General features: G+C 67.9%; 31 protein-coding genes. 28 read left to right on the forward strand and 3 right to left on the reverse strand.

Annotation, left to right across the window (positions count from 1 at the left end):
- Positions 1 to 59: 59 nt before the first annotated feature.
- From recG to DY262_RS14330, 4 genes are all read left to right on the forward strand, one after another.
- The gene (gene recG, locus DY262_RS14315; RefSeq protein WP_116959762.1) at positions 60 to 2156 is read left to right on the forward strand and encodes an ATP-dependent DNA helicase RecG; all 2097 of its coding nucleotides are present in this window, start codon (positions 60 to 62) and stop codon (positions 2154 to 2156) included.
- Between the two features lie 117 nt (positions 2157 to 2273).
- Positions 2274 to 3233, forward strand: a complete 960-nt coding sequence (locus DY262_RS14320; RefSeq protein ID WP_070399504.1) for a hydrogen peroxide-inducible genes activator — start codon at positions 2274 to 2276, stop codon at positions 3231 to 3233.
- On the forward strand, positions 3230 to 4108 hold the full coding sequence (gene ubiA / locus DY262_RS14325; RefSeq protein WP_116959764.1) for a 4-hydroxybenzoate octaprenyltransferase: 879 nt from the start codon (positions 3230 to 3232) through the stop codon (positions 4106 to 4108). Before DY262_RS14320 ends, ubiA begins: the two co-directional genes overlap by 4 nt.
- Before the next feature lie 49 nt (positions 4109 to 4157).
- Positions 4158 to 4658: a GNAT family N-acetyltransferase gene (locus DY262_RS14330; RefSeq protein WP_116959766.1), complete on the forward strand. Its 501-nt coding sequence runs from the start codon at positions 4158 to 4160 to the stop codon at positions 4656 to 4658.
- 12 nt (positions 4659 to 4670) lie between these two features.
- Here DY262_RS14330 and proC read toward each other — a convergent pair whose 3' ends face one another.
- Genes proC through DY262_RS14345 form a run of 3 tightly spaced genes read right to left on the reverse strand, consistent with a single transcriptional unit; the run spans position 4671 to position 7838 of the window.
- Complete coding sequence (gene proC / locus DY262_RS14335) at positions 4671 to 5504, reverse strand: pyrroline-5-carboxylate reductase (protein WP_116959914.1); 834 nt, start codon at positions 5502 to 5504, stop codon at positions 4671 to 4673.
- A 29-nt stretch (positions 5505 to 5533) separates the two neighbouring features.
- On the reverse strand, positions 5534 to 7033 hold the full coding sequence (gene glpK / locus DY262_RS14340; protein ID WP_116959768.1) for a glycerol kinase GlpK: 1500 nt from the start codon (positions 7031 to 7033) through the stop codon (positions 5534 to 5536).
- A 19-nt stretch (positions 7034 to 7052) separates the two neighbouring features.
- On the reverse strand, positions 7053 to 7838 hold the full coding sequence (locus DY262_RS14345; RefSeq protein ID WP_116959770.1) for a DeoR/GlpR family DNA-binding transcription regulator: 786 nt from the start codon (positions 7836 to 7838) through the stop codon (positions 7053 to 7055).
- Between the two features lie 155 nt (positions 7839 to 7993).
- Here DY262_RS14345 and DY262_RS14350 point away from each other — a divergent pair, with 155 nt between their 5' ends.
- The 24 genes from DY262_RS14350 (at position 7994) to DY262_RS14465 (ending at position 24390) form a co-directional block, all read left to right on the forward strand.
- Entirely contained in the window at positions 7994 to 9073 is a 1080-nt protein-coding gene (locus tag DY262_RS14350; RefSeq protein ID WP_116959915.1) for an ABC transporter ATP-binding protein, read from the forward strand.
- A complete protein-coding gene (locus DY262_RS14355; RefSeq protein ID WP_116959773.1) occupies positions 9073 to 10158 on the forward strand; it encodes an ABC transporter ATP-binding protein in 1086 nt (361 codons plus the stop codon). Before DY262_RS14350 ends, DY262_RS14355 begins: the two co-directional genes overlap by 1 nt.
- Positions 10159 to 10216: 58 nt before the next feature.
- Positions 10217 to 11110: a carbohydrate ABC transporter permease gene (locus DY262_RS14360; protein WP_116959776.1), complete on the forward strand. Its 894-nt coding sequence runs from the start codon at positions 10217 to 10219 to the stop codon at positions 11108 to 11110.
- Entirely contained in the window at positions 11103 to 11915 is an 813-nt protein-coding gene (locus DY262_RS14365) for a carbohydrate ABC transporter permease (protein WP_116959777.1), read from the forward strand. The genes DY262_RS14360 and DY262_RS14365 overlap by 8 nt, the downstream gene beginning before the upstream one ends.
- A 30-nt stretch (positions 11916 to 11945) precedes the next feature.
- Positions 11946 to 12254: a DUF2160 domain-containing protein gene (locus DY262_RS14370; RefSeq protein WP_116959779.1), complete on the forward strand. Its 309-nt coding sequence runs from the start codon at positions 11946 to 11948 to the stop codon at positions 12252 to 12254.
- Between the two features lie 90 nt (positions 12255 to 12344).
- The gene (locus tag DY262_RS14375) at positions 12345 to 14075 is read left to right on the forward strand and encodes an ABC transporter substrate-binding protein (RefSeq protein ID WP_116959781.1); all 1731 of its coding nucleotides are present in this window, start codon (positions 12345 to 12347) and stop codon (positions 14073 to 14075) included.
- Positions 14076 to 14138: 63 nt separating this feature from the next.
- Positions 14139 to 15683, forward strand: coding sequence for a glycerol-3-phosphate dehydrogenase/oxidase (locus DY262_RS14380; RefSeq protein ID WP_116959783.1), 1545 nt, complete (start codon positions 14139 to 14141; stop codon positions 15681 to 15683).
- A gap of 204 nt (positions 15684 to 15887) precedes the next feature.
- Entirely contained in the window at positions 15888 to 16256 is a 369-nt protein-coding gene (rplN, locus tag DY262_RS14385; RefSeq protein ID WP_009514936.1) for a 50S ribosomal protein L14, read from the forward strand.
- 10 nt (positions 16257 to 16266) lie between these two features.
- Positions 16267 to 16587, forward strand: coding sequence for a 50S ribosomal protein L24 (gene rplX, locus DY262_RS14390; RefSeq protein WP_116959785.1), 321 nt, complete (start codon positions 16267 to 16269; stop codon positions 16585 to 16587).
- Positions 16584 to 17129, forward strand: coding sequence for a 50S ribosomal protein L5 (rplE, locus tag DY262_RS14395; RefSeq protein WP_416186972.1), 546 nt, complete (start codon positions 16584 to 16586; stop codon positions 17127 to 17129). The genes rplX and rplE overlap by 4 nt, the downstream gene beginning before the upstream one ends.
- Positions 17130 to 17137: 8 nt before the next feature.
- Positions 17138 to 17443: a 30S ribosomal protein S14 gene (gene rpsN / locus DY262_RS14400; RefSeq protein WP_116959786.1), complete on the forward strand. Its 306-nt coding sequence runs from the start codon at positions 17138 to 17140 to the stop codon at positions 17441 to 17443.
- A gap of 18 nt (positions 17444 to 17461) precedes the next feature.
- A complete protein-coding gene (gene rpsH / locus DY262_RS14405; protein WP_070399518.1) occupies positions 17462 to 17857 on the forward strand; it encodes a 30S ribosomal protein S8 in 396 nt (131 codons plus the stop codon).
- A gap of 24 nt (positions 17858 to 17881) precedes the next feature.
- A complete protein-coding gene (rplF, locus tag DY262_RS14410) occupies positions 17882 to 18415 on the forward strand; it encodes a 50S ribosomal protein L6 (RefSeq protein WP_116959788.1) in 534 nt (177 codons plus the stop codon).
- Between the two features lie 11 nt (positions 18416 to 18426).
- Positions 18427 to 18792, forward strand: coding sequence for a 50S ribosomal protein L18 (rplR, locus tag DY262_RS14415; protein WP_070399520.1), 366 nt, complete (start codon positions 18427 to 18429; stop codon positions 18790 to 18792).
- An 18-nt stretch (positions 18793 to 18810) separates the two neighbouring features.
- Positions 18811 to 19329, forward strand: coding sequence for a 30S ribosomal protein S5 (gene rpsE, locus DY262_RS14420; protein WP_070399521.1), 519 nt, complete (start codon positions 18811 to 18813; stop codon positions 19327 to 19329).
- A gap of 11 nt (positions 19330 to 19340) precedes the next feature.
- Positions 19341 to 19523: a 50S ribosomal protein L30 gene (gene rpmD / locus DY262_RS14425; protein ID WP_070399522.1), complete on the forward strand. Its 183-nt coding sequence runs from the start codon at positions 19341 to 19343 to the stop codon at positions 19521 to 19523.
- Positions 19524 to 19537: 14 nt separating this feature from the next.
- Positions 19538 to 19978, forward strand: a complete 441-nt coding sequence (rplO, locus tag DY262_RS14430; protein ID WP_116959790.1) for a 50S ribosomal protein L15 — start codon at positions 19538 to 19540, stop codon at positions 19976 to 19978.
- 23 nt (positions 19979 to 20001) lie between these two features.
- Positions 20002 to 21321 (forward strand): preprotein translocase subunit SecY, encoded by a 1320-nt coding sequence (gene secY / locus DY262_RS14435; protein ID WP_116959792.1) that lies wholly within the window; start codon positions 20002 to 20004, stop codon positions 21319 to 21321.
- 3 nt (positions 21322 to 21324) lie between these two features.
- Positions 21325 to 21543: a translation initiation factor IF-1 gene (gene infA / locus DY262_RS14440; protein WP_009514918.1), complete on the forward strand. Its 219-nt coding sequence runs from the start codon at positions 21325 to 21327 to the stop codon at positions 21541 to 21543.
- 42 nt (positions 21544 to 21585) lie between these two features.
- Complete coding sequence (gene rpmJ, locus DY262_RS14445; protein WP_009514917.1) at positions 21586 to 21699, forward strand: 50S ribosomal protein L36; 114 nt, start codon at positions 21586 to 21588, stop codon at positions 21697 to 21699.
- A gap of 22 nt (positions 21700 to 21721) precedes the next feature.
- A complete protein-coding gene (gene rpsM / locus DY262_RS14450; protein WP_009514915.1) occupies positions 21722 to 22087 on the forward strand; it encodes a 30S ribosomal protein S13 in 366 nt (121 codons plus the stop codon).
- Positions 22088 to 22105: 18 nt separating this feature from the next.
- Positions 22106 to 22510 (forward strand): 30S ribosomal protein S11, encoded by a 405-nt coding sequence (gene rpsK, locus DY262_RS14455; protein ID WP_009514913.1) that lies wholly within the window; start codon positions 22106 to 22108, stop codon positions 22508 to 22510.
- A gap of 170 nt (positions 22511 to 22680) precedes the next feature.
- Positions 22681 to 23304, forward strand: a complete 624-nt coding sequence (rpsD, locus tag DY262_RS14460; protein WP_070399525.1) for a 30S ribosomal protein S4 — start codon at positions 22681 to 22683, stop codon at positions 23302 to 23304.
- 102 nt (positions 23305 to 23406) lie between these two features.
- The gene (locus tag DY262_RS14465; RefSeq protein WP_070399526.1) at positions 23407 to 24390 is read left to right on the forward strand and encodes a DNA-directed RNA polymerase subunit alpha; all 984 of its coding nucleotides are present in this window, start codon (positions 23407 to 23409) and stop codon (positions 24388 to 24390) included.
- The last annotated feature ends 60 nt before the right edge of the window (positions 24391 to 24450 follow it).

Raw genomic sequence — 24450 nt, forward strand, 5'->3', positions numbered from 1 at the left:
CTTGAGGGCCGGACGGACCCGTTCCAAGGAAGGGGGAGGGGCGAAGGCAGAATTGTCCCATGGCCGAACCCGCCGCCACCGCCGCCCCAACCCCGCCCAAGGCCCTGTCCGCGCCGCAGAAGGCCATGCACAAGCTGGGCCTCAAGCGCGACATCGACCTCGCGCTGCACCTGCCGCTGCGCTATGAGGACGAGACCCGGGTGATGGCCCTGCGCGAGGCGCGCGAGGGCTCGGTGGTGCAAATCGAGGGCACGGTCACGCACAGCGAGGTGCAGTACCGTGGCCGGCGCCAGCTGCTGGTGACGCTGGACGACGGCAGCGACACCTGCACGCTGCGCTTTTTCAGCTTCTACCCCTCGCACCAGAAAACGCTGGCGGTGGGCGCGCGCATCCGCGCGCGCGGCGAACTCAAGGGCGGCTTCGCGGGCTACACCATGCTGCACCCGGCGTTCAAGCTGGCGGGCGGTGAGCTGCCGAACGCGCTCACGCCCATCTACCCCACCAGCGCGCAGCTGCCCCAGGCTTACCTGCGCAAGGCCGTGGTGGGCGCGCTGGCCCGCGTGGACCTGCGCGAGACCCTGCCGCCCGATCTGCTGGCCTCGCTGCAGCGCACGGCGCGCGTGAGTCCCACGCTGCGCGAGTCGCTGCAGCAGCTGCACCACCCCGCGCCCGACGTGGCGCTGGCCGCGCTGGAGGATGGCAGCCACTCCGCCTGGCAGCGCCTCAAGGCCGAGGAGCTGCTGGCCCAGCAGCTGTCCCAGGCCCTGGCCAAGCGCGAGCGCGACGCCCTGCGCGCGCCCGCGCTGCCGCTGCGCCGCGAAGGCCTGCACGAGCAGCTGCTGGCGGCGCTGCCCTTCGCGCTCACGGCCGCCCAGCGCCGCGTGGGCGAGGAGATCGCGCTCGACCTGGGGCGCCAGGTGCCCATGCACCGCCTGCTGCAGGGCGACGTGGGCTCGGGCAAGACGGTGGTGGCCGCGCTGGCGGCGGCCATCGCCATCGACGCGGGCTGGCAGTGCGCGCTGATGGCGCCGACCGAGATCCTGGCCGAGCAGCACTTTCGCAAGCTCATCGGCTGGCTGGAGCCGCTGCTCGAACCGCTGGGCAAACGCGTGGCCTGGCTCACCGGCAGCCAGAAGAAAAAGCAGCGCGCGGAGATGCTGGCGCTCATCGCCAGCGGCGAGGCCGCGCTGGTGGTGGGCACGCACGCGGTGATCCAGGACCAGGTGGTGTTCCAGCGCCTGGCGCTGGCCCTCATCGACGAGCAGCACCGCTTCGGCGTGGCGCAGCGCCTGGCGCTGCGCGGCAAGACCGGTGGCGCGCTGGAGCCGCACCTTCTGATGATGTCGGCCACGCCCATTCCGCGCACCCTGGCCATGAGCTACTACGCCGACCTGGACGTCTCCACCATCGACGAGCTGCCGCCCGGGCGCACGCCCATCGTGACCAAGGTGGTGAGCGATGCGCGCCGCGCCGAGGTGGTGGCGCGCATCCGCGGCCAGATCGACGAAGGCCGGCAGGTCTACTGGGTGTGCCCGCTGATCGAGGAGAGCGAGGCCCTGGACCTGAGCAACGCCACCGCCACGCACGCCGAGCTGTCGCAGGCCCTGCCGGGCGTGCTGGTGGGCCTGCTGCATTCGCGCATGTCGCCGGCCGAAAAGAAGGCGGTCATGTCGCTGTTCGAGCAGGGTCAGATGGGCGTGCTGGTGTCCACCACGGTCATCGAGGTGGGGGTGGATGTGCCCAATGCCTCGCTCATGGTGATCGAGCACGCCGAGCGCTTCGGACTGTCGCAGCTGCACCAGCTGCGCGGGCGCGTGGGACGCGGCGCGGCGGCCTCGGCCTGCGTGCTGATGTACTCGCCGCCTGAAGGCGGGCGCCTGGGCGAGACCGCGCGCGAGCGCCTGAAGGCCATGGTCGAGACCAACGACGGCTTCGAGATCGCGCGCCGCGACCTGGACATCCGTGGCCCGGGCGAGTTCCTGGGCGCGCGCCAGTCCGGGGCGCCGCTGCTGCGCTTCGCCGACCTGGCCACCGACACCCACCTGCTGGACTGGGCGCGCGAGGCCGCTCGGACCATGCTGGACCAGCACCCGCGCGAGGCCGAGCAGCACCTGGCGCGCTGGCTCGGCAGCAAGGCCGAGTACCTGAAGGCCTGAAGCCAGTCCGGCGCGCGTGTCTGATCCAGACACGCCGTGGAACCGGCTTCGCCGGGCCACTGGCGTGGTCCCCCTGGGGGGAAGACGCGCAGCGGCGCAGGGGGGCACAATAAGCCCATGACGCTCACCGAACTCAAGTACATCGTGGCCGTGGCCCGCGAGAAGCACTTCGGCAAGGCGGCCGAGGCCTGCTTCGTCTCGCAGCCCACGCTGTCGGTGGCGATCAAGAAGCTCGAGGAGGAACTCGAGCTCAAGATCTTCGAGCGCAACGCCAGCGAGATCGCGGTCACGCCCCTGGGCGAGGACATCGTGCGCCAGGCCCAGACCGTGCTGGAGCAGGCCGCGGCCATCAAGGAGATCGCCAAGCGCGGCAAGGACCCGCTGGCCGGCCCGCTCAAGCTTGGCGTCATCTACACCATCGGCCCCTACCTGCTGCCCGAGCTGGTGCGCCAGGTGATCGAGCGCACGCCGCAGATGCCGCTGGTGCTGCAGGAAAACTTCACCACCAAGCTGCTGGAGCAGCTGCGCCTGGGCGAGATCGACTGCGCCATCCTGGCCGAGCCGTTTCCCGACACCAACCTGGCCATCGCGCCGCTGTACGACGAGCCGTTCATGGCCGCCGTGCCGCACACGCACCCGCTGGCCGCGCAGGGCCACATCACGGCCGACGAGCTCAAGCGCGAGACCATGCTGCTGCTGGGCACGGGCCACTGCTTTCGCGACCACGTGCTGGAGGTCTGCCCCGAGTTCGCGCGCTTCTCCAACGACACCGAGGGCATCCGCAAGAGCTTCGAAGGCTCCTCGCTGGAGACCATCAAGCACATGGTGGCCGCCGGCATGGGCGTGACCCTGGTGCCGCGCCTGTCGGTGCCGCGCTCGGCCCTGGGCGGCCCCCAGGCGGCCCGCGACGACCTGGGCGATTCGCCCTACGTGCGCTACCTGCCGTTCCAGGGCGAGGCGCCCACGCGCCGCGTGGTGCTGGCCTGGCGGCGCAGCTTCACGCGCTACGAGGCCATCGCCGAACTGCGCAACGCCATCTACGCCTGCGAGCTGCCGGGCGTGAAGAGACTGTCGTGACGACCACCGCCCCCGCTCCGCGGGCGCCCTCGCGCCTGTCGCTCTGGCTCGACCTGATCCGCTGGAACCGCCCCGCCGGCTGGCTGCTGTTGCTGTGGCCCACGCTGTCGGCGCTGTGGGTGGCGGCGGGCGGCTTTCCCGGCTGGCATCTGCTGCTGGTGTTCACGCTGGGCACCGTGCTGATGCGCAGCGCCGGCTGCTGCGTCAACGACGTGGCCGACCGCGACTTCGACCGCCACGTCAAGCGCACCGCCCAGCGGCCCGTCACCTCGGGCCAGGTGTCGGTGAAAGAGGCGCTGGCCGTGGGCGCGGTGTTGGCCTTGCTTGCCTTCGGCCTGGTGCTCACCACCAATGCGCTCACCATCGCGCTGTCCTTCGCGGCGCTGGCGATCACCCTGGCCTACCCCTTCGCCAAGCGGCTGGTGTCCATGCCGCAGGCGGTGCTGGGCGTGGCCTTCAGCTTCGGCATTCCCATGGCCTTCGCGGCGGTGCAGGGGGCCGTGCCCACGCTGGCCTGGGTGCTGCTGCTGGGCAACCTGTTCTGGGTGCTGGCCTACGACACCGAGTACGCCATGGTCGACCGCGACGACGACCTTCGCATCGGCATGAAGACCTCCGCCATCACCCTCGGCCGCGCCGACGTGGCGGCGGTGACGGCCTTCTACCTGCTGCACCTGGCGATCTGGACCCTGGCCCTGTGGCCGCAGCTGCGCTCACTGGTGTGGCTGGCCGCGCTGGCCGTGGCGTTGGCCCAGGTGGCCTGGCACTTCACGCTGATCCGTGCACGCACGCGCGAAGGCTGTTTCGCGGCCTTCCGCGCCAACCACTGGCTGGGGTTCACGCTGTTCATCGGGGTGGCGGTCGGCCTGGTCTGAGGGCTTGGCTCGCCCAGGCAATGCTTCGCTGCCCTCCCTTTTTTCACAGATGCCCATTCGCCGCCTGACGTCCGACGACGCGCCCGCCTACCGCGAACTGCGCTTGCGCGCGCTGCGTGAGCACCCCCAGGCCTTCACCTCCGATTGGGAAGAGGCGAGCGCGCGGCCACTCGAGGAATCGCGGCAGCGCCTGGGGTCGGGTGAGGTGCCTTTCTGGGGCGCGTTCGACGACGGCGGCGCGCTGGTGGGCATGGTCGGTCTCGACTGCCCGTCGCGCGCCAAGCAACGGCACCAGGGCACGGTGGTGGCGATGTACGTGGCCAGGGAAGCGGCCGGGCGCGGCTGGGGGCGCGGGCTGCTGCGGGCGCTCATGGCCCATGCGGCGTCCATCGGGCGGACGGACCTGGTGCTCACCGTCACCGAAGGCAACGCATCCGCCATCCGGCTGTACCAGGAGGCCGGCTTCGTCGCGTTCGGCACCGAGCCGCGTGCCATCGTGGTGGACGGGCGCCTGCACGCCAAGGTGCACATGCACCGCCGCCTGGCCTAGTGGGCGCCGGTCCTACCGGCCGAACTCCTGCCCCAGTTCCTCGGCGCGTCGCTGCGCCGCCTTCAGCGCCGTTTCGAACGACGCCTTCATGCCCGCGGCCTCCATGGCCGTGAGCGCGGCGTAGGTGGTGCCCCCCTTGGAGGTGACGCGCTCGCGCAGCACCTGTGGCGGTTCGGCCGAGCGTTGCGCCAGCGTGGCCGCGCCCACGAAGGTGCCCACGGCCAGTTGCAGCGCGGTGTCGGCCGGCAGGCCCATGCGCGCGCCGGCGTCGCGCATGGCCTCGAGGAAATAGAACACATAGGCCGGGCCCGATCCGGACAGCGCGGTGACGGCGTCCAGATCGCGCTCGGTGGCCACCCAGACCAGCTCGCCCGTGGTGCGCACCACGCGCTCGACCAGGGCGCGGTCGGCGGCCGAGGCGCCGTCGCGCGCGAACAAGCCGGTCATGCCCAAGCCCACGAGCGCGGGCGTGTTGGGCATGGCGCGCACGATGCGCTGCGTGCCCAGCCAGGCGGCCATGCTGTCGCTGGTGATGCCGGCGGCCACGCTCAGGTGCAGGGCGCCGCCCAGGTGCGGGCCGGCGGCGAGCGCCGCGTCCTTGAAGGTTTGCGGCTTCACGGCCCAGACCACCAGGTCCGACGGCTTGAGCCCTGCGCCCGCCGCGCCGAACAGCGCCACGCCGGGGAACTGCTGAGCCAGGCGGGCGCGCTGCTCCTCCCAGGGTTCGACGATCTGGAGGGCGCTGGGCGCATGGCCCTGGCGCAGCAGGCCGCCGATGACGGCGCTGGCCATGTTGCCGCCGCCGATGAAGGTGATGAGGGGGGAGGGAGATGCGGGCGTGTTCATGCGCGCCATTGTCGCCGCGCGCCGCGGCCCTAGGCAGCGGTCGTCTGCCGCACCGCGTGCTCCCAGGCCGCCATCTTCTCGGCCGCCCGCTCGCGCGAAATCTGCGGCTCGAAGCGGCGCTCGGCGCGCCACTGCGCGCTGAGTTCGTCCGTGCCCTGGTACACGCCCGCGTGCAGCCCCGCGAGGTAGGCCGCGCCGAGCGCGGTGGTCTCCACCACGGCCGGGCGCACCACGGGAATGCCGAGCAGGTCGGCCTGGATCTGCATCAGCAGGTCGTTGACGCTGGCGCCCCCGTCCACGCGCAGCTCGCTCACCGGCACGCCGCCCGCGGCCACGGCGTCGCGGCTCATGGCCTGCAGCAGGGCCGCGCTCTGAAAGGCGATGCTCTCCAGCGCGGCGCGCGCGATGTGCGCGATGGTGGTGCCACGCGTGAGGCCGGTGATGGTGCCGCGCGCATCGGGCCGCCAGTAGGGCGCGCCCAGGCCGGTGAAGGCCGGCACCACCACCACGCCGTCGGCGTCGGGCACGCTTTCGGCCAGGGCCTGCACCCCGCTGCTGGCTTCGATGGCGCGCAGGCCGTCGCGCAGCCACTGCACCACCGCGCCGCCGATGAACACGCTGCCTTCCAACGCGTACTGCGCCGGGCCCGGCGCCTGCGCGCAGGACGTGGTGATGAGGCCGTTCTGGCTGGTCTGGAAGCGTTCGCCGGTGTGCATGAGCATGAAGCAGCCCGTGCCATAGGTGTTCTTGGCCATGCCGGCCCGAAAGCAGGCCTGGCCGAACAGCGCGCTCTGCTGGTCGCCGGCCACGCCGCCAATGGGGAGGGTGCCGCCCAGCCAGTCGGCGTGCACCTGGCCGAAGTCGTCGCTGGACGGCAGCGTCTGCGGCAGCAGGGACCGCGGGATGCGCAGCAGCTCCAGCAGCTCGTCGTCCCAGTCGCGCGTGTTCACGTTGAACAGCATGGTGCGCGCGGCGTTGCTGTGGTCCGTGACGTGGCGCGCGCCGCGCGTGAGCTGCCAGATCAGCCAGCTGTCCACGGTGCCGAAGGCCAGCTCGCCGCGCTCGGCCTGTTCACGCGCGCCGGGCACGTGGTCCAGGATCCACTGCAGCTTGGTGCCCGAGAAGTAGGCGTCGATGCGCAGGCCGGTCTTGCGCTGCACCAGGGCCTCGTGGCCCTGTTCGCGCAGCGCGGCGCAGGCGCCCTCGGCGCGCCGGTCCTGCCAGACGATGGCGTTGTACACCGGCTCGCCGGTGCGGCGGTTCCACACCAGCGTGGTTTCGCGCTGGTTGGTGATGCCGACCGCGCGCACCTCGCCGGCGCGCAGACCCGCCTTGGCCAGCACCTCGCGCGCGGTCTCCCGCTGGGTGTTCCACAGATCGCGCGGGTCGTGCTCCACCCAGCCGGGCTGCGGGTAGATCTGCGGGAATTCGCGCTGGGCCATGGCCACCACGCGGCCCTGGCGGTCGAAGACGATGCTGCGCGAGCTGGAGGTGCCCTGGTCCAGGGCCAGCAGGTGGGTGGGGTTCATCGGTCGTGTTCCGGGGCTTTCAGGATGCGAGTGCCGCGCGCTCGCCGGCGACCACGCATTCCACGTGGCTCTGCTCGATCAGCGCGTTGAAGGGGTCGGGCGGTGCCGCGTCGGTGAACAGGGCGTCGAGGTCGTCGAGCCGGGCCAGCTCCACCATGGCGGGTCGGTTGAACTTGCTGTGGTCGGCGGCCAGCCAGACCTGGCGCGACTGCGCCACGATGGCGCGAGCCACCTTGACCTCGCGGTAGTCGAAGTCGCGCAGCGTGCCGTCGGCTTCGATGCCGCTGATGCCGATCAGGCCGATGTCGACCTTGAACTGGTGCATGAAGTCCACGGTGGCCTCGCCCACGATGCCCTGGTCGGCCGCGCGCACCTGGCCGCCCGCGACGATGACCTCGCAATCGGGGTTGGTGCTCATGAGCGAGGCGATGTGCAGGTTGTTGGTGATCACGCGCAGGCCCCGGTGGCGCTGCAGCTCGCGCGCCACGGCCTCGATGGTGGTGCCGATGTTCATGATCAGCGAGCAGCCGTTGGGCACGCGCGCCGCCACGGCGCGCGCGATGCGCTGTTTGGCGTCGGCCTGCATGGCCTGGCGCTGGCGGTAGGCGATGTTCTCGGTGGTGGAGCCGGGCAGGCGCACGCCGCCATGAAAGCGGGCCAGCAGGCCGGCCTCGGCCAGGCGCTGCACGTCGCGGCGAACGGTCTGCAGGGTGACGCCGAAACGTTCGGCCAGGGCTTCGATGGTCTGGGGGCCGTGCGCGCGGACCTCGTCGAGCAGTTGCGTGTGGCGGGGATTCAGGTTCATGTCGGGGTGGCCGGCGATCGGGTTCCGAACATATCGGAAAACACTGATGGACTTCTAAGGGTATTTACCGAACATAAAAGGAAAAAAAACGAACAAAGATACGCGAAAACGAAAGCGCGGCGCCGGACTTATTGCACGCCGCGTCCACCACGCCCATGCAGCTGTCACTGGATCAGATCACCAAGACCGTGGGGCCTTCGGTCCACCTGTACCCGCTGAGCCTGGCGCCCGTGCCGGGCGCGGTCACGGTGCTGCTGGGCGCCACGCAGGCGGGCAAGACCAGCCTGATGCGCGTGATGGCCGGGTTGGACACCGCGAGTTCCGGGCGCGTGCTGGTGGACGGCGAGGACGTGACGCGCCGCCCGGTGCGCGAGCGCAACGTGGCCATGGTCTACCAGCAGTTCGTCAACTACCCCTCGATGACCGTGGCGCAGAACATCGCCTCGCCGTTGCGCCTGCGCGGCGAGCGCGATGTGGAGGCCCGCGTGCGTGCGCTGGCCGCGCGACTGCACATCGAGCCCTTCCTGGACCGCCTGCCGGCCGAGCTGTCGGGCGGGCAGCAGCAACGCGTGGCGCTGGCGCGCGCCCTGGCCAAGCGGGCGCCGCTGATGCTGCTCGACGAACCCCTGGTGAACCTGGACTACAAGCTGCGCGAGGAACTGCGCGAGGAGCTGTCGGCGCTGTTCGCCGCTGGCGAGGGCACGGTGGTCTACGCCACCACCGAGCCCGGCGAGGCCCTGCTGCTGGGCGGCCACACGGCCGTGATGGATGCGGGCGAGCTGCTGCAGTACGGCCCCACGGCCGAGGTCTTCCATCGGCCGAAGAGCCTGCGCGTGGCGCGCGCCTTCAGCGACCCGCCCATGAACCTGCTGCCCGCGCGGCGCGGCGCCCAGGGCGGCCTGCGCGTGGCTGGCGCGGCGGACTGGCCGCTGGACCTGCCCCTGTCGGCGGGCGATGACTTCGTGCTCGGTGTGCGCGCCGGTGGCCTGCGCGAGCGAGCACAACCCGGGGACCTGGCCATCGAGGGCCGTGTCGAGCTGGCGGAGATCGCGGGCTCCGACACCTTCGTGCATGTGCACAGCGCCGTGGGCGAATTGGTGGCGCAGCTGGTGGGCGTGCACAAGCTGGACCTGGGCGCGCCCATCCGGCTGCACCTGCACCCCGACCAGCTCTTCGTCTTCGACGCGAGCGGTCCGCTGGTGCGCGCGCCGCTGGTCCGCCAGGGAGCGCGTTGATGGCCCTGATCGAACTCGACCTCGCCCACGCCTACGCGCCGGACCCGCGCACCGACGAGGACTACGCCCTGCTGCCGCTGAAGATGGCGTTTCGCGACGGCGGCGCCTACGCGCTGCTGGGCCCCTCGGGCTGCGGCAAGACGACCATGCTCAACATCATCTCGGGGCTGCTGGTGCCTTCCCAGGGCACGGTGCGCTTCGACGGCCGCGACGTCACGCGCGAGTCGCCGCAGCAGCGCAACATCGCGCAGGTGTTCCAGTTCCCCGTCATCTACGACACCATGACGGTGGCGCAGAACCTGGCGTTCCCGCTGCGCAACCGCAAGGTGCCGCAGGCCGAGATCCGCCAGCGCGTGGGGCGCATCGCCGAGATGCTGGAACTCAGCGGCCAGCTCGACCACCGCGCCGCCGGGCTGAGCGCCGACCAGAAGCAGAAGATCTCGCTCGGGCGCGGCCTGGTGCGCTCGGACGTGTCGGCCGTGCTGTTCGACGAGCCGCTCACTGTGATCGACCCGCACCTGAAGTGGCAGCTGCGGCGCAAGCTCAAACAGATCCACCACGAGCTCAAGCTCACGCTGATCTACGTCACGCACGACCAGGTGGAGGCCCTGACCTTCGCCGACGAGGTGGTGGTGATGTCGCGCGGCCGCGCGGTGCAGAAGGGCACGGCCGCAGACCTGTTCGAGCGCCCCGCGCACACGTTCGTGGGCCACTTCATCGGCTCGCCCGGCATGAACTTCCTGCCCGCGCAGGCGGTGCGCGGCGGCGTGCTGGTGAACGAGCAGCCGCTGGCCTTCCAGGACGAGCGGCGTCTGCCCGAGGGGCCGGTCAAGCTGGGCATACGTCCCGAGTACCTGCGCCTGGGCGAGCCCGGCGACGGCCGCTCGCTGCCGGCCCGTGTGGGCCGGGTGCAGGACATCGGCACCCACTTCCTGCTCAGCTGCGAGCTCGGCCCGCACACGTTGAAGTGCCGGCTGGGCGCCGAGGCCGCGCCACCCGCCGTGGGCGACACCGTGCACCTGCGCCTGCTGGACGCGCACACCTGCTTCTACCGCGACGAACAACTGGTGGAGAACGCGACATGAGCGCCGCACGGCCGCCCGAAGGCGCTCGCACCGCAGTGCGCCGCACGGAGGTTTTCCCATGAGCACCATCAACAAACCCGTGAACCAGAAGGCCTGGTGGCTGGTGCTGCCGGTCATCCTGTGCGTGGCCTTCTCGGCCGTGCTGCCGCTGATGACGGTGGTGAACTACTCGGTGCAGGACATCATCTCGCCGCAGCGGCGCGTGTTCGTGGGCACCGAGTGGTTCGCCATGGTGATGCGCGACAGCGAGCTGCACCTGGCGCTGTGGCGCCAGATCCAGTTCTCGCTCGCCGTTCTGCTGGTGGAGATCCCGCTGGGCATCGCGCTGGCGCTGTCCATGCCCGCGCAGGGCTGGCGCGCCTCGGTGGTGCTGGTGGTCGTGGCGCTGTCGCTGCTGATCCCCTGGAACGTGGTGGGCACCATCTGGCAGATCTTCGGGCGCACCGACATCGGCCTGCTCGGCCACACGCTGGAGCGCCTGGGCTTCGCCTACAGCTACACCGGCGACCCGAGCCACGCCTGGTGGACCGTGCTGGTCATGGACGTGTGGCACTGGACGCCGCTGGTGGCGCTGCTGGCCTACGCGGGCCTGCGCAGCATCCCCGACGCCTATTACCAGGCCGCCCGCATCGACGGCGCCAGCCCGTGGGCGGTGTTCCGCTACATCCAGCTGCCCAAAATGCGCGGCGTGCTCATGATCGCCGTGCTGCTGCGCTTCATGGACAGCTTCATGATCTACACCGAGCCCTTCGTGCTCACCGGCGGCGGCCCGGGCAACGCCACCACCTTCCTGTCGCAGTACCTCACCACCAAGGCGGTCGGCCAGTTCGACCTCGGGCCCGCGGCCGCCTTCTCGCTGATCTACTTCTTCATCATCCTGCTGTTCTGCTTCGTGCTCTACAACTGGATGCAGAGCCTGGGCACGTCGGACAAGGAGCAGGGCCATGCGTGAATCCCGTTTCCGCGCGCGCACGCTGTTCCTGATGGCCTACCTGGTGTTCGCGCTGCTGCCCATCTACTGGATGGTGAACATGAGCTTCAAGACGAACGGGGAGATCCTGTCCTCGTTCACGCTGTGGCCCGAGACCTTCACCTGGGACAACTACCGCACCATCTTCACCGACGCCTCGTGGTACTCGGGCTACATCAACAGCCTGATCTACGTCGGCATCAACACCGCGATCTCGCTCACGGTGGCGCTGCCCGCGGCCTACGCCTTCTCGCGCTACCGCTTCCTGGGCGACAAGCACGTGTTCTTCTGGCTGCTCACCAACCGCATGACGCCACCGGCGGTGTTCCTGCTGCCCTTCTTCCAGCTCTACACCACGCTGGGCCTGATGGACACGCACATCGCCGTGGCGCTGGCGCACCTGCTGTTCAACGTGCCGCTGGCGGTGTGGATCCTGGAAGGCTTCATGAGCGGCATCCCGCGCGAGATCGACGAGACCGCCTACATCGACGGCTACAGCTTCCCGCGCTTCTTCTTCACCATCTTCCTGCCCCTCATCAAGGCCGGCGTGGGCGTGGCCGCGTTCTTCTGCTTCATGTTCAGCTGGGTGGAGCTGCTGCTGGCGCGCACGCTCACCAGCGTGAACGCCAAGCCCATCGTGGCGACGATGACGCGCACGGTGTCGGCCTCGGGCATGGACTGGGCCACGCTGGCGGCGGCCGGCGTGCTGACCATCGTGCCGGGGGCGATCGTGATCTGGTTCGTGCGGCACTACATCGCGAAGGGCTTCGCGATGGGCCGCGTCTGACAAGCCCGTTCCCAACGATTGGAGGACCCCATGTTCGACTGGATGGTCTGGACCCCGCCGGTGGCGATCTTCTTCACCGCCATCGCGCTGCTGCTCTTTGGCATGACGGTGTGGGAAGTCCGTGCGCCCACCATCGAGCGCAAGGGCTTTCTGCCCATGAAGACCACGCGCGGCGACCGGCTCTTCGTGGGCCTGCTCGGCGCCGCGTACATCAACCTGGCCTTCGTCGGCATGGCCGGCCGCTTCGCCGAATGGTTCCGGCTGGAGCAGGAGCCCTCGGCCTGGATCGGTTTCGCCGTCTCGATGCTGTGGCTCGCCCTGGTGATGCGCAAGGGCTGAGCGAGGTTCTCAACGACCGGACCGCCGCTTCCCCGGTGCCGTGTCGATCCGCTGGCGGGGAGGCACACCATCAACACCCAAGGAGACAACATGAAACTGCGACACACGGCGCTCGCTGCGCTGATCGCGACCGGCGCGGCGCTGCCCGCCTGGGCGGATGAGGCCGCCGCCAAGCGATGGATCGACAGCGAGTTCCAGCCGTCGACCCTGAGCAAGGCCCAGCAGGCGGCGGAGCTCAAGTGGTTCATCGACGCCGCCGAGAAGCTCAAGGCCAAGGGCATCAAGGAAATTTCTGTGGTGTCCGAGACCATCACCACGCACGAGTACGAGTCCAAGACCCTGGCCAAGGCCTTCAGCGAGATCACGGGCATCACCGTCAAGCACGACCTGATCCAGGAAGGCGACGTGGTCGAGAAGCTGCAGACCTCGATGCAATCGGGCAAGTCCATCTACGACGGCTGGATCAGCGACTCCGACCTCATCGGCACCCACTACCGCTACGGCCAGATCCTCAACCTCACCGACTACATGGCCGGCGCGGGCAAGGACTTCACCAACCCGGGCCTCGACCTCAAGGACTTCATCGGCACCAAGTTCACCACCGGCCCCGACGGCAAGCTCTATCAGCTGCCCGACCAGCAGTTCGCCAACCTTTACTGGTTCCGCGCCGACCTGTTCGCGCGCCAGGACCTAAAGGACAAGTTCAAGGCCAAGTATGGCTACGACCTGGGCGTGCCGCTGAACTGGAGCGCCTACGAGGACATCGCCGAGTTCTTTACCAACGACGTGAAGACCATCGACGGCAAGCCCATCTACGGCCACATGGACTACGGCAAGAAGGACCCGTCGCTGGGCTGGCGCTTCACCGACGCCTGGCTCTCCATGGCCGGCACCGCCGACATCGGCACGCCCAACGGACTGCCGATCGATGAATGGGGCATCCGCGTGGCCGCCGACAAGTGCACGCCGGTGGGCGCCTCGGTGGCGCGCGGCGGCGCGACCAACTCGCCGGCGGCCGTCTACGCGCTCACCAAGTACGTGGACTGGATGAAGAAGTACGCGCCCAAGGAGGCCACGGGCATGACCTTCGGCGAGGCGGGTCCCGTGCCCGCCCAGGGCCAGATCGCGCAGCAGATCTTCTGGTACACGGCCTTCACCGCCGACATGACCAAGCCAGGCCTGCCGGTGGTCAATGCCGACGGCACGCCCAAGTGGCGCATGGCCCCCGGCCCCAACGGCCCGTACTGGAAGCAAGGCATGCAGAACGGCTACCAGGACGTGGGCTCCTGGACCTTCTTCAAAAACCACGACGCCAACCGCACCGCGGCGGCCTGGCTTTACGCGCAGTTCATCACCGCCAAGACCACCTCGCTGAAGAAGACCATCGTCGGCCTCACGCCGATCCGCGAGAGCGACATCCAGAGCAAGGCCATGACCGACATGGCGCCCAAGCTGGGCGGGCTGGTGGAGTTCTACCGCTCGCCCGCGCGCGTGGCCTGGAGCCCCACGGGCACCAACGTGCCCGACTACCCCAAGCTCGCGCAGCTGTGGTGGCAGAACGTGGCGCAGGCCGTCACGGGTGAGAAAACGCCGCAGCAGGCCATGGACGGCCTGGCCGACCAGATGGACCAGGTGATGGCCCGTCTGGAGCGCGCCGGCATGGAACGCTGCGCGCCCAAGCTCAATCCCAAGGGCGACCCCAACAAGTGGCTGAGCGACAAGGCCGCGCCCTGGAAGAAGCTGGCGAACGAAAAGCCCAAGGGCGAGACCATCGCCTACGATCAGCTGCTCAACGCCTGGAAGGCGGGCAAGGTCCGCTGACTGTTGCCCCGCGCCGCGTTGCCCCGGGCGCCTCACGCCCGGGGCCCGTCCGCCCTGTTTCGCATGAACCGAGAACAACGACTCGCCACCCTCGCCGGTACCGAACGCTTCGACCTGGTGGTCGTGGGCGGCGGCGCCACCGGCCTGGGCGTGGCGCTCGACGCCGCGCTGCGCGGCTTCTCTGTCGCCCTGTTCGAATCGCATGATTTCGCTGGCGGCACCTCCTCGCGCGCCACCAAGCTGCTGCATGGCGGCGTGCGCTACCTCGCGCAAGGCAACGTGGCCCTGGTGCGCGAGGCCCTGGCCGAGCGCACCACGGTCATGGCCATCGCGCCCCACCTGGCGCAGCCGCTGCCTTTCGTCATGCCCAGCCACCAGTGGTGGCAGACGCCGTTCTACGGCATCGGGCTCAAGCTGTACGACCTGCTGGCCGGGCGCGCCGGCCTGGGGTCCACCGAGTTCCTGGACCGTGCCCGCACCCTGGCCGCCCTGCCGGGGGTGAACCCCCAGGGGCTCAAGGGCGGCGTGCGCTACTGGGACGGCCAGTTCGACGACGCGCGCCTGGCCATTGCGTTGGCGCGCACCGCCGAGGCCGCGGGCGCGGCGGTGTTCAACCACGCCGAGGTCAGCGCCATCGCCGCCGACGGCAACGGGCACGCGCTCACCGTGAAGGACCGCGTGGACGGCGCCGAACACCGGGTGCGTGCGCGCTGCGTCGTCAACGCCACCGGCGTCTGGGTCGACGCCCTGCGCGAGGCCGCGGGAACCCCGTCGCACATGGTGCGGCCCAGCCAGGGCGTGCACCTGGTGGTCGACCGCGACTTTCTGGGCGGGGAGCACGCGCTGCTGGTGCCCCGGACCCGCGACGGGCGCGTGCTGTTCGCCGTGCCCTGGCTGGGCAAGCTGATCCTGGGCACCACCGACACGCCGCGCCAGGACCTGGCGCGTGAGCCCGAACCGTTCGCGCAAGAGCTGGGCTTCATCCTTGACGAAGCCTCGCGCGCGCTCAGCCGGCCGGTGCGCCGCGCCGACATCCGCAGCGCCTGGGTGGGCCTGCGCCCGCTGGTGGCGCCGCCGAGCGACGGCGGCGCCGGCACCAAGGCGCTGTCGCGCGAGCACACGGTGGTGGTCGACCGCAACGGGCTGGTCACGGTCACCGGTGGCAAATGGACCACCTACCGCGCCATGGCCGAAGACGTCCTGCAGCAGTGCTTCGACGCCGGCCGCCTGCCGCCCCGCCCCGGTGGGCAGAGCGCCAGGCACCGCCTGGTGGGCGCGCCGGTGCGCGCATCGGTGCCCATCCACGCCGCGCCCGGCTGGCACCTGTACGGCACCGAGGCCGAGCGGGTGCGTGGCCTGCCCGGCGCCGATCAGGCGCTGGGCCTGGGCCTGCACGCCGCGATGGTGCGGTTCGCGGTTCGATGTGAGCATGCGCTCACTGTTGAAGATGTTCTGGCCCGCCGCTGGCGTGCGCTCTTTCTGGACGCCACCCAGGCGGCGCGCATGGCGGGCTCGGTGGCCGCCATCCTGCGCGAGGAGGGCATCGCCGACCCGCGCACCGACGACTTCCTGGCGCTCGCCCGTCGTTACGCCGCACCCGGTGTTTGACGGGCGCCGTCGACTCATGCCATAATGCGCGGCTTCGCTCCCTTTTTGGGGGGTGATGTATCTTGGCGAAAGCCTTCTGCCCACCGAAGGGTGGCCTCCGCCGCGGCAGCAGCCGCTTGCAGTGGAAGCCCTCCAACGACGGGCCCAAGACTGATCGCTGTTGTCCGTGGTGGACAACAGCATTCAAGTTGGGACTTAAATCAAATGATTCAAACGCAATCTCGACTCGATGTTGCTGACAACACGGGTGCGAAATCCGTGATGTGCATCAAGGTGCTCGGCGGCTCCAAGCGCCGCTACGCCAGCGTGGGCGATGTCATCAAGGTCAGCATCAAGGAAGCAGCGCCTCGCGGCCGCGTCAAAAAGGGCGAGGTCTACAACGCCGTGGTGGTGCGCACCGCCAAGGGCATCCGCCGCCAGGACGGCGCACTGATCAAGTTCGACGGCAACGCGGCTGTGTTGCTCAACGCCAAGCTGGAGCCCATCGGCACCCGCATCTTCGGCCCGGTGACGCGCGAGCTGCGCACCGAGAAGTTCATGAAGATCGTGTCGCTGGCCCCCGAGGTCCTCTGAGGTAAGCACCATGAACAAGATTCGTACCGGTGACGAAGTCATCGTGATCGCGGGGCGCGACAAGGGCAAGCGGGGCAAGGTGGCCTCGCGCACCGACGAGCAGCACCTCGTGGTCGAGGGCGTCAACGTCGTCAAGAAGCACGCCAAGCCCAATCCCATGAAGGGTGTGACGGGTGGCATCGTCGAGAAGACCATGCCCATCGATCAGTCCAACGTGGCGATTTTCAACGTGGCCACTGGCAAGGCCGACCGCGTGGGCATCAAGGTTCAGGCCGATGGCAAGCGCGTTCGCGTCTACAAGTCCAGCGGCGAAGAGATCAAGGTGGCATGACCATGGCACGTTTCAAGCAACACTACGCCGAGAAGGTGGCGCCCGAGCTGACCAAGAAGTTCGGCTACAAGTCGCCGATGGAGGTGCCGCGCATCACCAAGATCACGCTCAACATGGGCGTGAGCGAGGCGGTCGCCGACAAGAAGGTGATGGACAACGCCGTGGGCGACCTCACCAAGATCGCTGGCCAGAAGCCCGTCGTGACCAAGGCCAAGAAGGCCATCGCCGGCTTCAAGATCCGTGAGCAACAGGCCATCGGCTGCATGGTCACGCTGCGCGGCGCCCGCATGTACGAATTCCTTGACCGCTTCGTCACCGTGGCCCTGCCCCGCGTGCGCGACTTCCGCGGTATCTCGGGTCGTTCGTTCGATGGCCGTGGCAACTACAACATCGGCGTCAAGGAACAGATCATCTTCCCCGAGATCGAGTACGACAAGGTCGATGCCCTGCGTGGCCTGAACATCAGCATCACGACGACCGCCAAGACCGACGAAGAGTGCAAGGCTCTGCTGGCGGGTTTCCGTTTCCCCTTCAAGAACTGAGGTGGCGTGTGGCTAAACAAGCACTGCTCCAACGTGAACTCAAGCGCGAGAAGCTCGCCGCCAAGTTCGCCAAGAAATACAACGAGCTCAAGGCCATCGCCGGCGACGCCAAGAAGTCGGACGAAGAGCGCGAAGCCGCCCGCCTGGCGCTGCAAAAGCTGCCCCGCAACGCGAACCCGACCCGTCAGCGCAACCGCTGCGAGATCACCGGTCGCCCGCGTGGCACCTTCAACCACTTCGGCCTGGCCCGCGCCAAGGTCCGCGAAATGGCTTTTGCCGGCGAAATCCCCGGCATCACCAAAGCCAGCTGGTAAGCCTTAGGAGAACCCCACATGAGCATGAGTGATCCTATCGCCGACATGTTGACCCGTGTCCGCAACGCGCAGATGGTCGAGAAGGCCACCGTGGCGATGCCGGCGTCGAAAGTGAAGGCGGCGATCGCCCAGGTCCTGAAGGACGAGGGCTACATCGAAGACTTCAAGGTGGTCAACGAAGGCGGCAAAAGCGAGCTGGTCATCACCCTGAAGTACTACGCCGGCCGTCCCGTGATCGAGCGCATCGAGCGCGTGAGCCGTCCCGGCCTGCGCGTCTACCGTGGCCGCAACGCCATTCCCCAGGTCCAGAACGGCCTCGGCGTGGCGATCGTGACCACCCCGCGCGGCGTCATGACCGATCGCAAGGCGCGCGCCACCGGTGTCGGTGGTGAAGTGCTGTGCTACGTGGCCTGATGCGGGCATCGAGGAGAGACTGAAATGTCACGTATTGGAAAACTGCCGATCACGGTTCCCACCGGGGTCGAGGTCGTCCTCAAGGACGGCCTGATCAACGTCAAAGGCGCCAACGGTGCCCTGAGCTTGGCCGCCAACGCGCTGGTCAAGATCGACATCAACGCCGGCAAGGTGACCTTCGCGCCGGTCGACGAGTCGCGCGAAGCGAACGCCATGTCCGGCACCATGCGCCAGCTGGTCAACAACATGGTCACCGGTGTCAGCAAGGGCTTCGAGAAGAAGCTCAACCTGGTCGGCGTGGGCTTCAAGGCCCAGGCCCAGGGCGCCAAGCTCAACCTCACGGTGGGCTTCTCGCACCCGGTGATCATGGACATGCCCGCCGGCATCAAGGTGGAAACGCCCGCGCCCACGGAAATCGTGATCAAGGGTGCCGACCGCCAGCGCGTCGGGCAGATTGCGTCGGAAGTGCGCGCCGTGCGTCCGCCCGAGCCCTACAAGGGCAAGGGCATCCGCTATGCGGATGAGAAGGTCGTGATCAAGGAAACCAAGAAGAAATAAGGAGTCCGATCATGCTGACCAAGAAAGAACAACGCCTGCGCCGCGCGCGCCAGACCCGCATCCGCATCGCCCAGCAGGGCGCGGTGCGCCTGACGGTGAACCGCACCAACCTGCACATCTACGCCAACGTCGTGTCCGCCGACGGTTCGCGCATCCTCGCCTCGGCTTCCACGGCCGAGAAGGAAGTGCGCGCCCAGTTGGGTGCCTCGGGCAAGGGTGGCAACGCCGCCGCTGCCGCCGTCATCGGCAAGCGCATCGCCGAGAAGGCGAAGGCCGCCGGCATCGAGAAAGTGGCGTTCGACCGCTCGGGCTTTGCCTACCACGGCCGCGTCAAGGCCCTTGCAGACGCCGCCCGCGAGGCCGGCCTGCAGTTCTGATGAAACGGGATCAACGACATGGCTAAGTTTCAGGCAAACATCAAGAACGAAGCGAACGAGGACGGTCTGCGCGAAAAGATGATCGCGATCAACCGCGTGACCAAGGTGGTCAAGGGCGGTCGCATCCTCGGTTTCGCAGCGCTCACCGTCGTCGGCGACGGCGATGGCCGCGTGGGCATGGGCAAGGGCAAGGCGCGTGAAGTGCCGGTGGCCGTGCAAAAGGCCATGGAGCAGGCCCGCCGCAACATGATCAAGGTGTCGCTCAAGGATGGCTCCCTGCACCACGCGGTGCACGGCGAACACGGCGCCTCGAACGTGATGATGCTGCCGGCCGTCAAGGGTACCGGCATCATCGCGGGCGGCCCGATGCGCGCTGTCTTCGAAGTGCTGGGCGTGACCGACGTCGTGGCCAAGAGCCACGGTTCGAGCAACCCTTACAACCTGGTGCGCGCCACGCTGGACGCGCTCGAGAAGTCCACCACCCCGGCCGAGGTCGCCGCCAAGCGCGGCAAGACGGTCGAGGAAATCCTGGGCTGAGAGGAATCCCCATGAGCACTCCCAACACCCTGAAGGTCCAGCTCGTGCGCAGCCCCATCGGCTGCAAGCAGAGCCACCGCGACACCGTGCGCGGCCTGGGCCTGCGCAAGCTCAATAGCATCAGCGAACTGCAGGACACCCCGGCCGTGCGCGGCATGATCAACAAGATCAGCTACCTGGTCAAAGTCCTCTGATCGGAGACGACGACATGGAACTCAACAACATCAAGCCAGCCGAAGGCGCCAAGCACGTGAAGCGTCGCGTGGGCCGCGGCATCGGTTCGGGCCTGGGCAAGACCGCGGGTCGCGGCCACAAAGGCCAGAAATCGCGCGCCGGTGGCTACCACAAGGTGGGCTTCGAAGGCGGTCAGATGCCGATGCAGCGCCGTCTGCCCAAGCGTGGTTTCAAGTCCGCGCTGCTGCAGTTCAACGCCGAAGTGACCCTGGGCCAGCTCAACGCGATCGAGGCCACCGAGATCGACGTTCTGGTGCTTAAGCAGCTCGGCCTCGTGCCCCAGCTCACCAAGCGCGTGAAGGTCATCAAGTCCGGTGAGATCACGCGCGCCGTGACGCTCAAGGACGTGCTGCCGACCGCTGGCGCCAAGGCCGCGATCGAAGCCGCCGGCGGCAAAGTCGCCGCGGCCGCCTGATCACGCCCGTTCGAAAGGACCTCGTGGCAACCGCTTCCCCGTCCCTGGCCAAGACCGGCAAGTACGGCGACCTGCGTCGCCGGCTGGTCTTCCTGCTGCTGGCGCTGGTGGTGTACCGCGTCGGCGCGCACATTCCTGTGCCGGGCATCAATCCGGAGCAGCTCCAGCAGCTCTTCCAAGGGCAGCAGGGCGGCATCCTGAGCCTGTTCAACATGTTCTCGGGCGGCGCGCTCTCGCGCTTCACCGTGTTCGCGTTGGGCATCATGCCGTACATCTCGGCCTCCATCATCATGCAGCTCATGACGTACGTGATCCCCACGTTCGAGCAGCTGAAGAAGGAGGGCGAAGCGGGCCGCCGCAAGATCACCCAGTACACGCGCTACGGCACGCTGGCGCTGGCGATCTTCCAGGCCATGGGCATCGCGCTGGCGCTGGAAGGCCAGGCGGGCCTCGTGATCGATCCGGGTATGGGCTTTCGCCTGACGGCGGTGGTGAGCCTGGTGGCGGGCACGATGTTCCTCATGTGGCTCGGCGAGCAGATCACCGAACGCGGCCTGGGCAACGGCATTTCGCTGCTGATCTTCGCAGGCATCGTCGCCGGCCTGCCGAACGCCATCGGCGGTCTGCTGGAGCTGGTCCGTACCGGTGCCATGAACGTGCTGGTGGCCCTGTTCATCATCGCGCTCGTGGTCCTGGTGACCTACTTCGTGGTGTTCGTCGAACGCGGCCAGCGCAAGATCCTGGTGAACTACGCGCGCCGTCAGGTGGGCAACAAGGTCTACGGCGGCCAGTCGTCGCACCTACCGCTCAAGCTGAACATGGCCGGCGTGATCCCCCCGATCTTCGCTTCGTCCATCATCCTGCTGCCCACCACGGTGGTGAGCTGGATCAGCACCGGCGATTCGACCCGCTGGCTGCGCGACCTGGCCTCGGCCCTGTCGCCCGGACAGCCGATCTACGTGGCGCTGTATGCGGCGGCCATCATCTTTTTCTGCTTCTTCTACACCGCCCTGGTTTTCAACAGCCGGGAAACCGCGGACAACCTGAAGAAGAGTGGCGCCTTCATCCCCGGCATTCGTCCGGGCGACCAGACGGCCCGCCACATCGACAAGATCCTGCTTCGGCTGACGTTTGCCGGTGCGATCTATATCACCGCGGTGTGCCTGCTGCCCGAGTTCCTGATCCTGGAATACAACGTGCCCTTCTACTTCGGTGGCACGTCCCTCCTGATCATCGTGGTCGTGACCATGGATTTCATGGCCCAGGTGCAAAACTACATGATGTCGCAGCAGTACGAATCGCTGCTCAAGAAAGCGAATTTCAAGACTTCCCTCGGCAACTGAACCATGGCCAAGGACGACGTGATCGAAATGCAGGGTGAGGTGGTTGAAAACCTCCCCAACGCGACTTTCCGCGTCAAGCTCGAAAACGGGCACGTGGTCCTCGGCCACATCTCCGGCAAGATGCGCATGCACTACATCCGCATCCTGCCCGGCGACAAGGTCAAAGTGGAGCTCACGCCCTACGACCTGACCCGTGCCCGCATCGTGTTCCGCGCCAAGTGAAGCGCCTGTACTGAACGTTTACCGGATTTCTAGGAGAAGAAAATGAGAGTTTCGGCTTCGGTCAAGAAGATGTGCCGCAACTGCAAGATCATCAAACGCCACGGCGTCGTGCGTGTGATCTGCACCGATCCCCGCCACAAGCAGCGTCAAGGCTGATCGATTCGTCAAGAGGATTCACATGGCTCGTATTGCAGGCATCAACATTCCGCCGCACAAGCACGCCGAGATCGGCCTGACGGCGATCTTCGGTATCGGCCGCACCCGCGCTCGCCAGATCTGCGACGCGTGCGGCATCGCGTACAGCAAGAAGATCAAGGACCTCTCCGACGCGGAGCTCGAGAAGGTGCGTGACCAGGTGGGCACGTTCACCATCGAGGGTGACCTGCGCCGCGAGACCACGATGAACATCAAGCGCCTGATGGACATCGGCTGCTACCGTGGCTTCCGCCATCGCCGCGGCCTGCCGATGCGTGGTCAGCGCACCAAGACCAACGCACGCACGCGCAAGGGTCCGCGCAAGGCCGCCCAGTCGCTGAAGAAGTAATCGGTTCGAAGGAAAACCATGGCCAAGTCCCCCTCCAGCAGCGCCGCCGCCCGCGTTCGCAAGAAAGTCCGCAAGAACATCGCGGACGGCATTGCGCACGTGCACGCGTCGTTCAACAACACCATCATCACCATCACCGACCGCCAGGGCAACGCGCTGTCGTGGGCGTCGTCGGGTGGCCAGGGCTTCAAGGGTTCGCGCAAGTCGACGCCCTTCGCGGCCCAGGTGGCCTCCGAAGTGGCCGGTCGCGCCGCGATGGAACAGGGCATCAAGAACCTCGACGTCGAGATCAAGGGCCCCGGCCCGGGTCGCGAGTCGTCGGTGCGTGCGCTGGGTGCCCTGGGCATCCGCATCACCTCGATTTCCGACGTGACGCCCGTGCCCCACAACGGCTGCCGCCCCCAAAAGCGCCGCCGCATCTGAGCCCGTCTTCACCGGGCATCTGGCTTCGCGCTAGAATGCCGGGTTCTCCGAGCGCCACCGCAGTCATGCTGCGGTGGCATTTTTGCTAAGCCCACCGCCCCCGCCATCGCGGGATGGCTCCCGCAATCACAGTCCCTGTGGGTTGCGGCAGACGACAAAAGGAAACCAACGTGGCACGTTACCTCGGCCCCAAGGCCAAACTGTCCCGTCGCGAAGCCAGCGACCTGCTGCTCAAGAGCGCGCGCCGCTCGATCAGCGACAAGGCCAAGTTCGACTCCAAGCCCGGCCAGCACGGCCGCACCTCGGGCCAGCGCACCTCCGACTTCGGCGTGCAGCTGCGCGAGAAGCAGAAGGTCAAGCGCACCTACGGCGTGCTCGAGCGCCAGTTCCGCCGCTACTTCGCCGAGGCCGACCGCCGCCGCGGCAACACCGGCGCCAACCTGCTGTTCCTGCTCGAGTCGCGCCTGGACAACGTCGTGTTCCGCATGGGCTTTGCTTCCACCCGTGCCGAAGCGCGCCAGATCGTGTCGCACAAGGCCATCACGGTGAACGGCCAGTCGGTCAACATCCCGTCCTTCCTGGTCAAGGCCGGTGACGTGGTCGCTGTGCGCGAGAAGTCCAAGAAGCAGGCCCGTGTGATCGAGGCGCTGGAACTGGCCAAGCAGATCGGCTTCCCCGGTTGGGTTGAAGTGTCGGTCGACAAGGTTGAAGGCGTCTTCAAGAAGACCCCTGACCGCGATGAATTCGGCTCGGACATCAACGAGTCGCTCATCGTCGAACTGTATTCGCGTTAATCCCGTCCCCGGCCGGGCGCGGCATCCGCTGCGTCGCCGGGCCATTCCATGCTCCGTCTGCCTTATCGGTGTAACGAGCCGAGGGAACTGAAGGAAGTCTGAATGCTGAACAACCTGCTCAAGCCCAAGTCCATCAACGTCGAGCAACTCTCGGCCAATCGCGCCAAGGTCACGCTGGAGCCCTTCGAACGCGGCTACGGGCACACCCTGGGCAACGCCCTGCGCCGCGTGCTGCTGTCGTCCATGGTGGGCCATGCCCCCACCGAAGTGACCATTGCTGGCGTGGTGCACGAATACTCGTCCATCGACGGCGTTCAGGAAGACGTGGTCAACCTGTTGCTCAACCTCAAGGGCGTGGTGTTCAAGCTCCACAACCGCGACGAGGTGACCCTGAGTCTGCGCAAGGACGGTGAGGGGGTCGTGACGGCCGCCGACATCCAGACGCCGCACGACGTCGAGATCGTCAACCCCGACCACGTCATCGCCACGCTGTCGGCCGGTGCCAAGCTGGACATGCAGATCAAGGTCGAAAAGGGCCGCGGCTACGTGCCTGGCACGCTGCGCCGTGGCGACGAAGCCGCCCGCTCGATCGGCCGCATCGTCCTCGACGCGTCCTTCTCGCCGGTCAAGCGCGTGAGTTACACGGTGGAAAGCGCCCGCGTCGAGCAGCGCACCGACCTCGACAAGCTGGTGCTCGAGATCGAGACCAACGGCTCCATTGGCCCCGAAGAGGCCGTGCGCGCCTCGGCCAAGATCCTCGTTGAACAGCTCGCCGTGTTCGCCCAGCTGGAAGGCGCCGACCTCTTCACGGAGGCGCCGCAACAGCGCAGCTCGCAGCAGTTCGACCCGATCCTGCTGCGCCCTGTGGACGAGCTCGAACTCACCGTGCGTTCGGCGAACTGCCTGAAGGCCGAGAACATCTATTACATCGGTGACCTGATCCAGCGCACCGAGAACGAGTTGCTCAAGACCCCGAACCTGGGCCGCAAGTCGCTCAACGAAATCAAGGAAGTGTTGGCCTCGCGTGGTCTCACGCTGGGCATGAAGCTCGAGAACTGGCCGCCCGCCGGCCTCGACAAGCACTGATCTCAACCCCTGAGCCCTCGGGCCAGGCCATGACGAACCGCCGGTACCTGATACGGCCGG

The organism is Hydrogenophaga borbori, assembly GCF_003417535.1.
Lineage (GTDB): Bacteria > Pseudomonadota > Gammaproteobacteria > Burkholderiales > Burkholderiaceae_C > Hydrogenophaga > Hydrogenophaga borbori.

What these genes read in the sequence shown, in the direction of transcription:
- proC (WP_116959914.1), bottom strand. Translation starts at nt 5,504, where the DNA reads ATGAACACGCCCGCATCTCCCTCCCCCCTCATCACCTTCATCGGCGGC.
- rpsK (WP_009514913.1), top strand. Translation starts at nt 22,106, where the DNA reads ATGGCCAAGTCCCCCTCCAGCAGCGCCGCCGCCCGCGTTCGCAAGAAA.
- rpsM (WP_009514915.1), top strand. Translation starts at nt 21,722, where the DNA reads ATGGCTCGTATTGCAGGCATCAACATTCCGCCGCACAAGCACGCCGAG.
- DY262_RS14380 (WP_116959783.1), top strand. Translation starts at nt 14,139, where the DNA reads ATGAACCGAGAACAACGACTCGCCACCCTCGCCGGTACCGAACGCTTC.
- glpK (WP_116959768.1), bottom strand. Translation starts at nt 7,033, where the DNA reads ATGAACCCCACCCACCTGCTGGCCCTGGACCAGGGCACCTCCAGCTCG.
- DY262_RS14345 (WP_116959770.1), bottom strand. Translation starts at nt 7,838, where the DNA reads ATGAACCTGAATCCCCGCCACACGCAACTGCTCGACGAGGTCCGCGCG.
- DY262_RS14355 (WP_116959773.1), top strand. Translation starts at nt 9,073, where the DNA reads ATGGCCCTGATCGAACTCGACCTCGCCCACGCCTACGCGCCGGACCCG.
- rplO (WP_116959790.1), top strand. Translation starts at nt 19,538, where the DNA reads ATGGAACTCAACAACATCAAGCCAGCCGAAGGCGCCAAGCACGTGAAG.
- rplN (WP_009514936.1), top strand. Translation starts at nt 15,888, where the DNA reads ATGATTCAAACGCAATCTCGACTCGATGTTGCTGACAACACGGGTGCG.
- DY262_RS14365 (WP_116959777.1), top strand. Translation starts at nt 11,103, where the DNA reads ATGCGTGAATCCCGTTTCCGCGCGCGCACGCTGTTCCTGATGGCCTAC.
- rplE (WP_416186972.1), top strand. Translation starts at nt 16,584, where the DNA reads ATGACCATGGCACGTTTCAAGCAACACTACGCCGAGAAGGTGGCGCCC.
- rpmD (WP_070399522.1), top strand. Translation starts at nt 19,341, where the DNA reads ATGAGCACTCCCAACACCCTGAAGGTCCAGCTCGTGCGCAGCCCCATC.
- rplF (WP_116959788.1), top strand. Translation starts at nt 17,882, where the DNA reads ATGTCACGTATTGGAAAACTGCCGATCACGGTTCCCACCGGGGTCGAG.
- rpmJ (WP_009514917.1), top strand. Translation starts at nt 21,586, where the DNA reads ATGAGAGTTTCGGCTTCGGTCAAGAAGATGTGCCGCAACTGCAAGATC.
- DY262_RS14360 (WP_116959776.1), top strand. Translation starts at nt 10,217, where the DNA reads ATGAGCACCATCAACAAACCCGTGAACCAGAAGGCCTGGTGGCTGGTG.
- DY262_RS14465 (WP_070399526.1), top strand. Translation starts at nt 23,407, where the DNA reads ATGCTGAACAACCTGCTCAAGCCCAAGTCCATCAACGTCGAGCAACTC.
- DY262_RS14375 (WP_116959781.1), top strand. Translation starts at nt 12,345, where the DNA reads ATGAAACTGCGACACACGGCGCTCGCTGCGCTGATCGCGACCGGCGCG.
- rpsE (WP_070399521.1), top strand. Translation starts at nt 18,811, where the DNA reads ATGGCTAAGTTTCAGGCAAACATCAAGAACGAAGCGAACGAGGACGGT.
- DY262_RS14370 (WP_116959779.1), top strand. Translation starts at nt 11,946, where the DNA reads ATGTTCGACTGGATGGTCTGGACCCCGCCGGTGGCGATCTTCTTCACC.
- infA (WP_009514918.1), top strand. Translation starts at nt 21,325, where the DNA reads ATGGCCAAGGACGACGTGATCGAAATGCAGGGTGAGGTGGTTGAAAAC.
- DY262_RS14320 (WP_070399504.1), top strand. Translation starts at nt 2,274, where the DNA reads ATGACGCTCACCGAACTCAAGTACATCGTGGCCGTGGCCCGCGAGAAG.
- DY262_RS14330 (WP_116959766.1), top strand. Translation starts at nt 4,158, where the DNA reads ATGCCCATTCGCCGCCTGACGTCCGACGACGCGCCCGCCTACCGCGAA.
- rplR (WP_070399520.1), top strand. Translation starts at nt 18,427, where the DNA reads ATGCTGACCAAGAAAGAACAACGCCTGCGCCGCGCGCGCCAGACCCGC.
- recG (WP_116959762.1), top strand. Translation starts at nt 60, where the DNA reads ATGGCCGAACCCGCCGCCACCGCCGCCCCAACCCCGCCCAAGGCCCTG.
- DY262_RS14350 (WP_116959915.1), top strand. Translation starts at nt 7,994, where the DNA reads ATGCAGCTGTCACTGGATCAGATCACCAAGACCGTGGGGCCTTCGGTC.
- rpsH (WP_070399518.1), top strand. Translation starts at nt 17,462, where the DNA reads ATGAGCATGAGTGATCCTATCGCCGACATGTTGACCCGTGTCCGCAAC.
- rplX (WP_116959785.1), top strand. Translation starts at nt 16,267, where the DNA reads ATGAACAAGATTCGTACCGGTGACGAAGTCATCGTGATCGCGGGGCGC.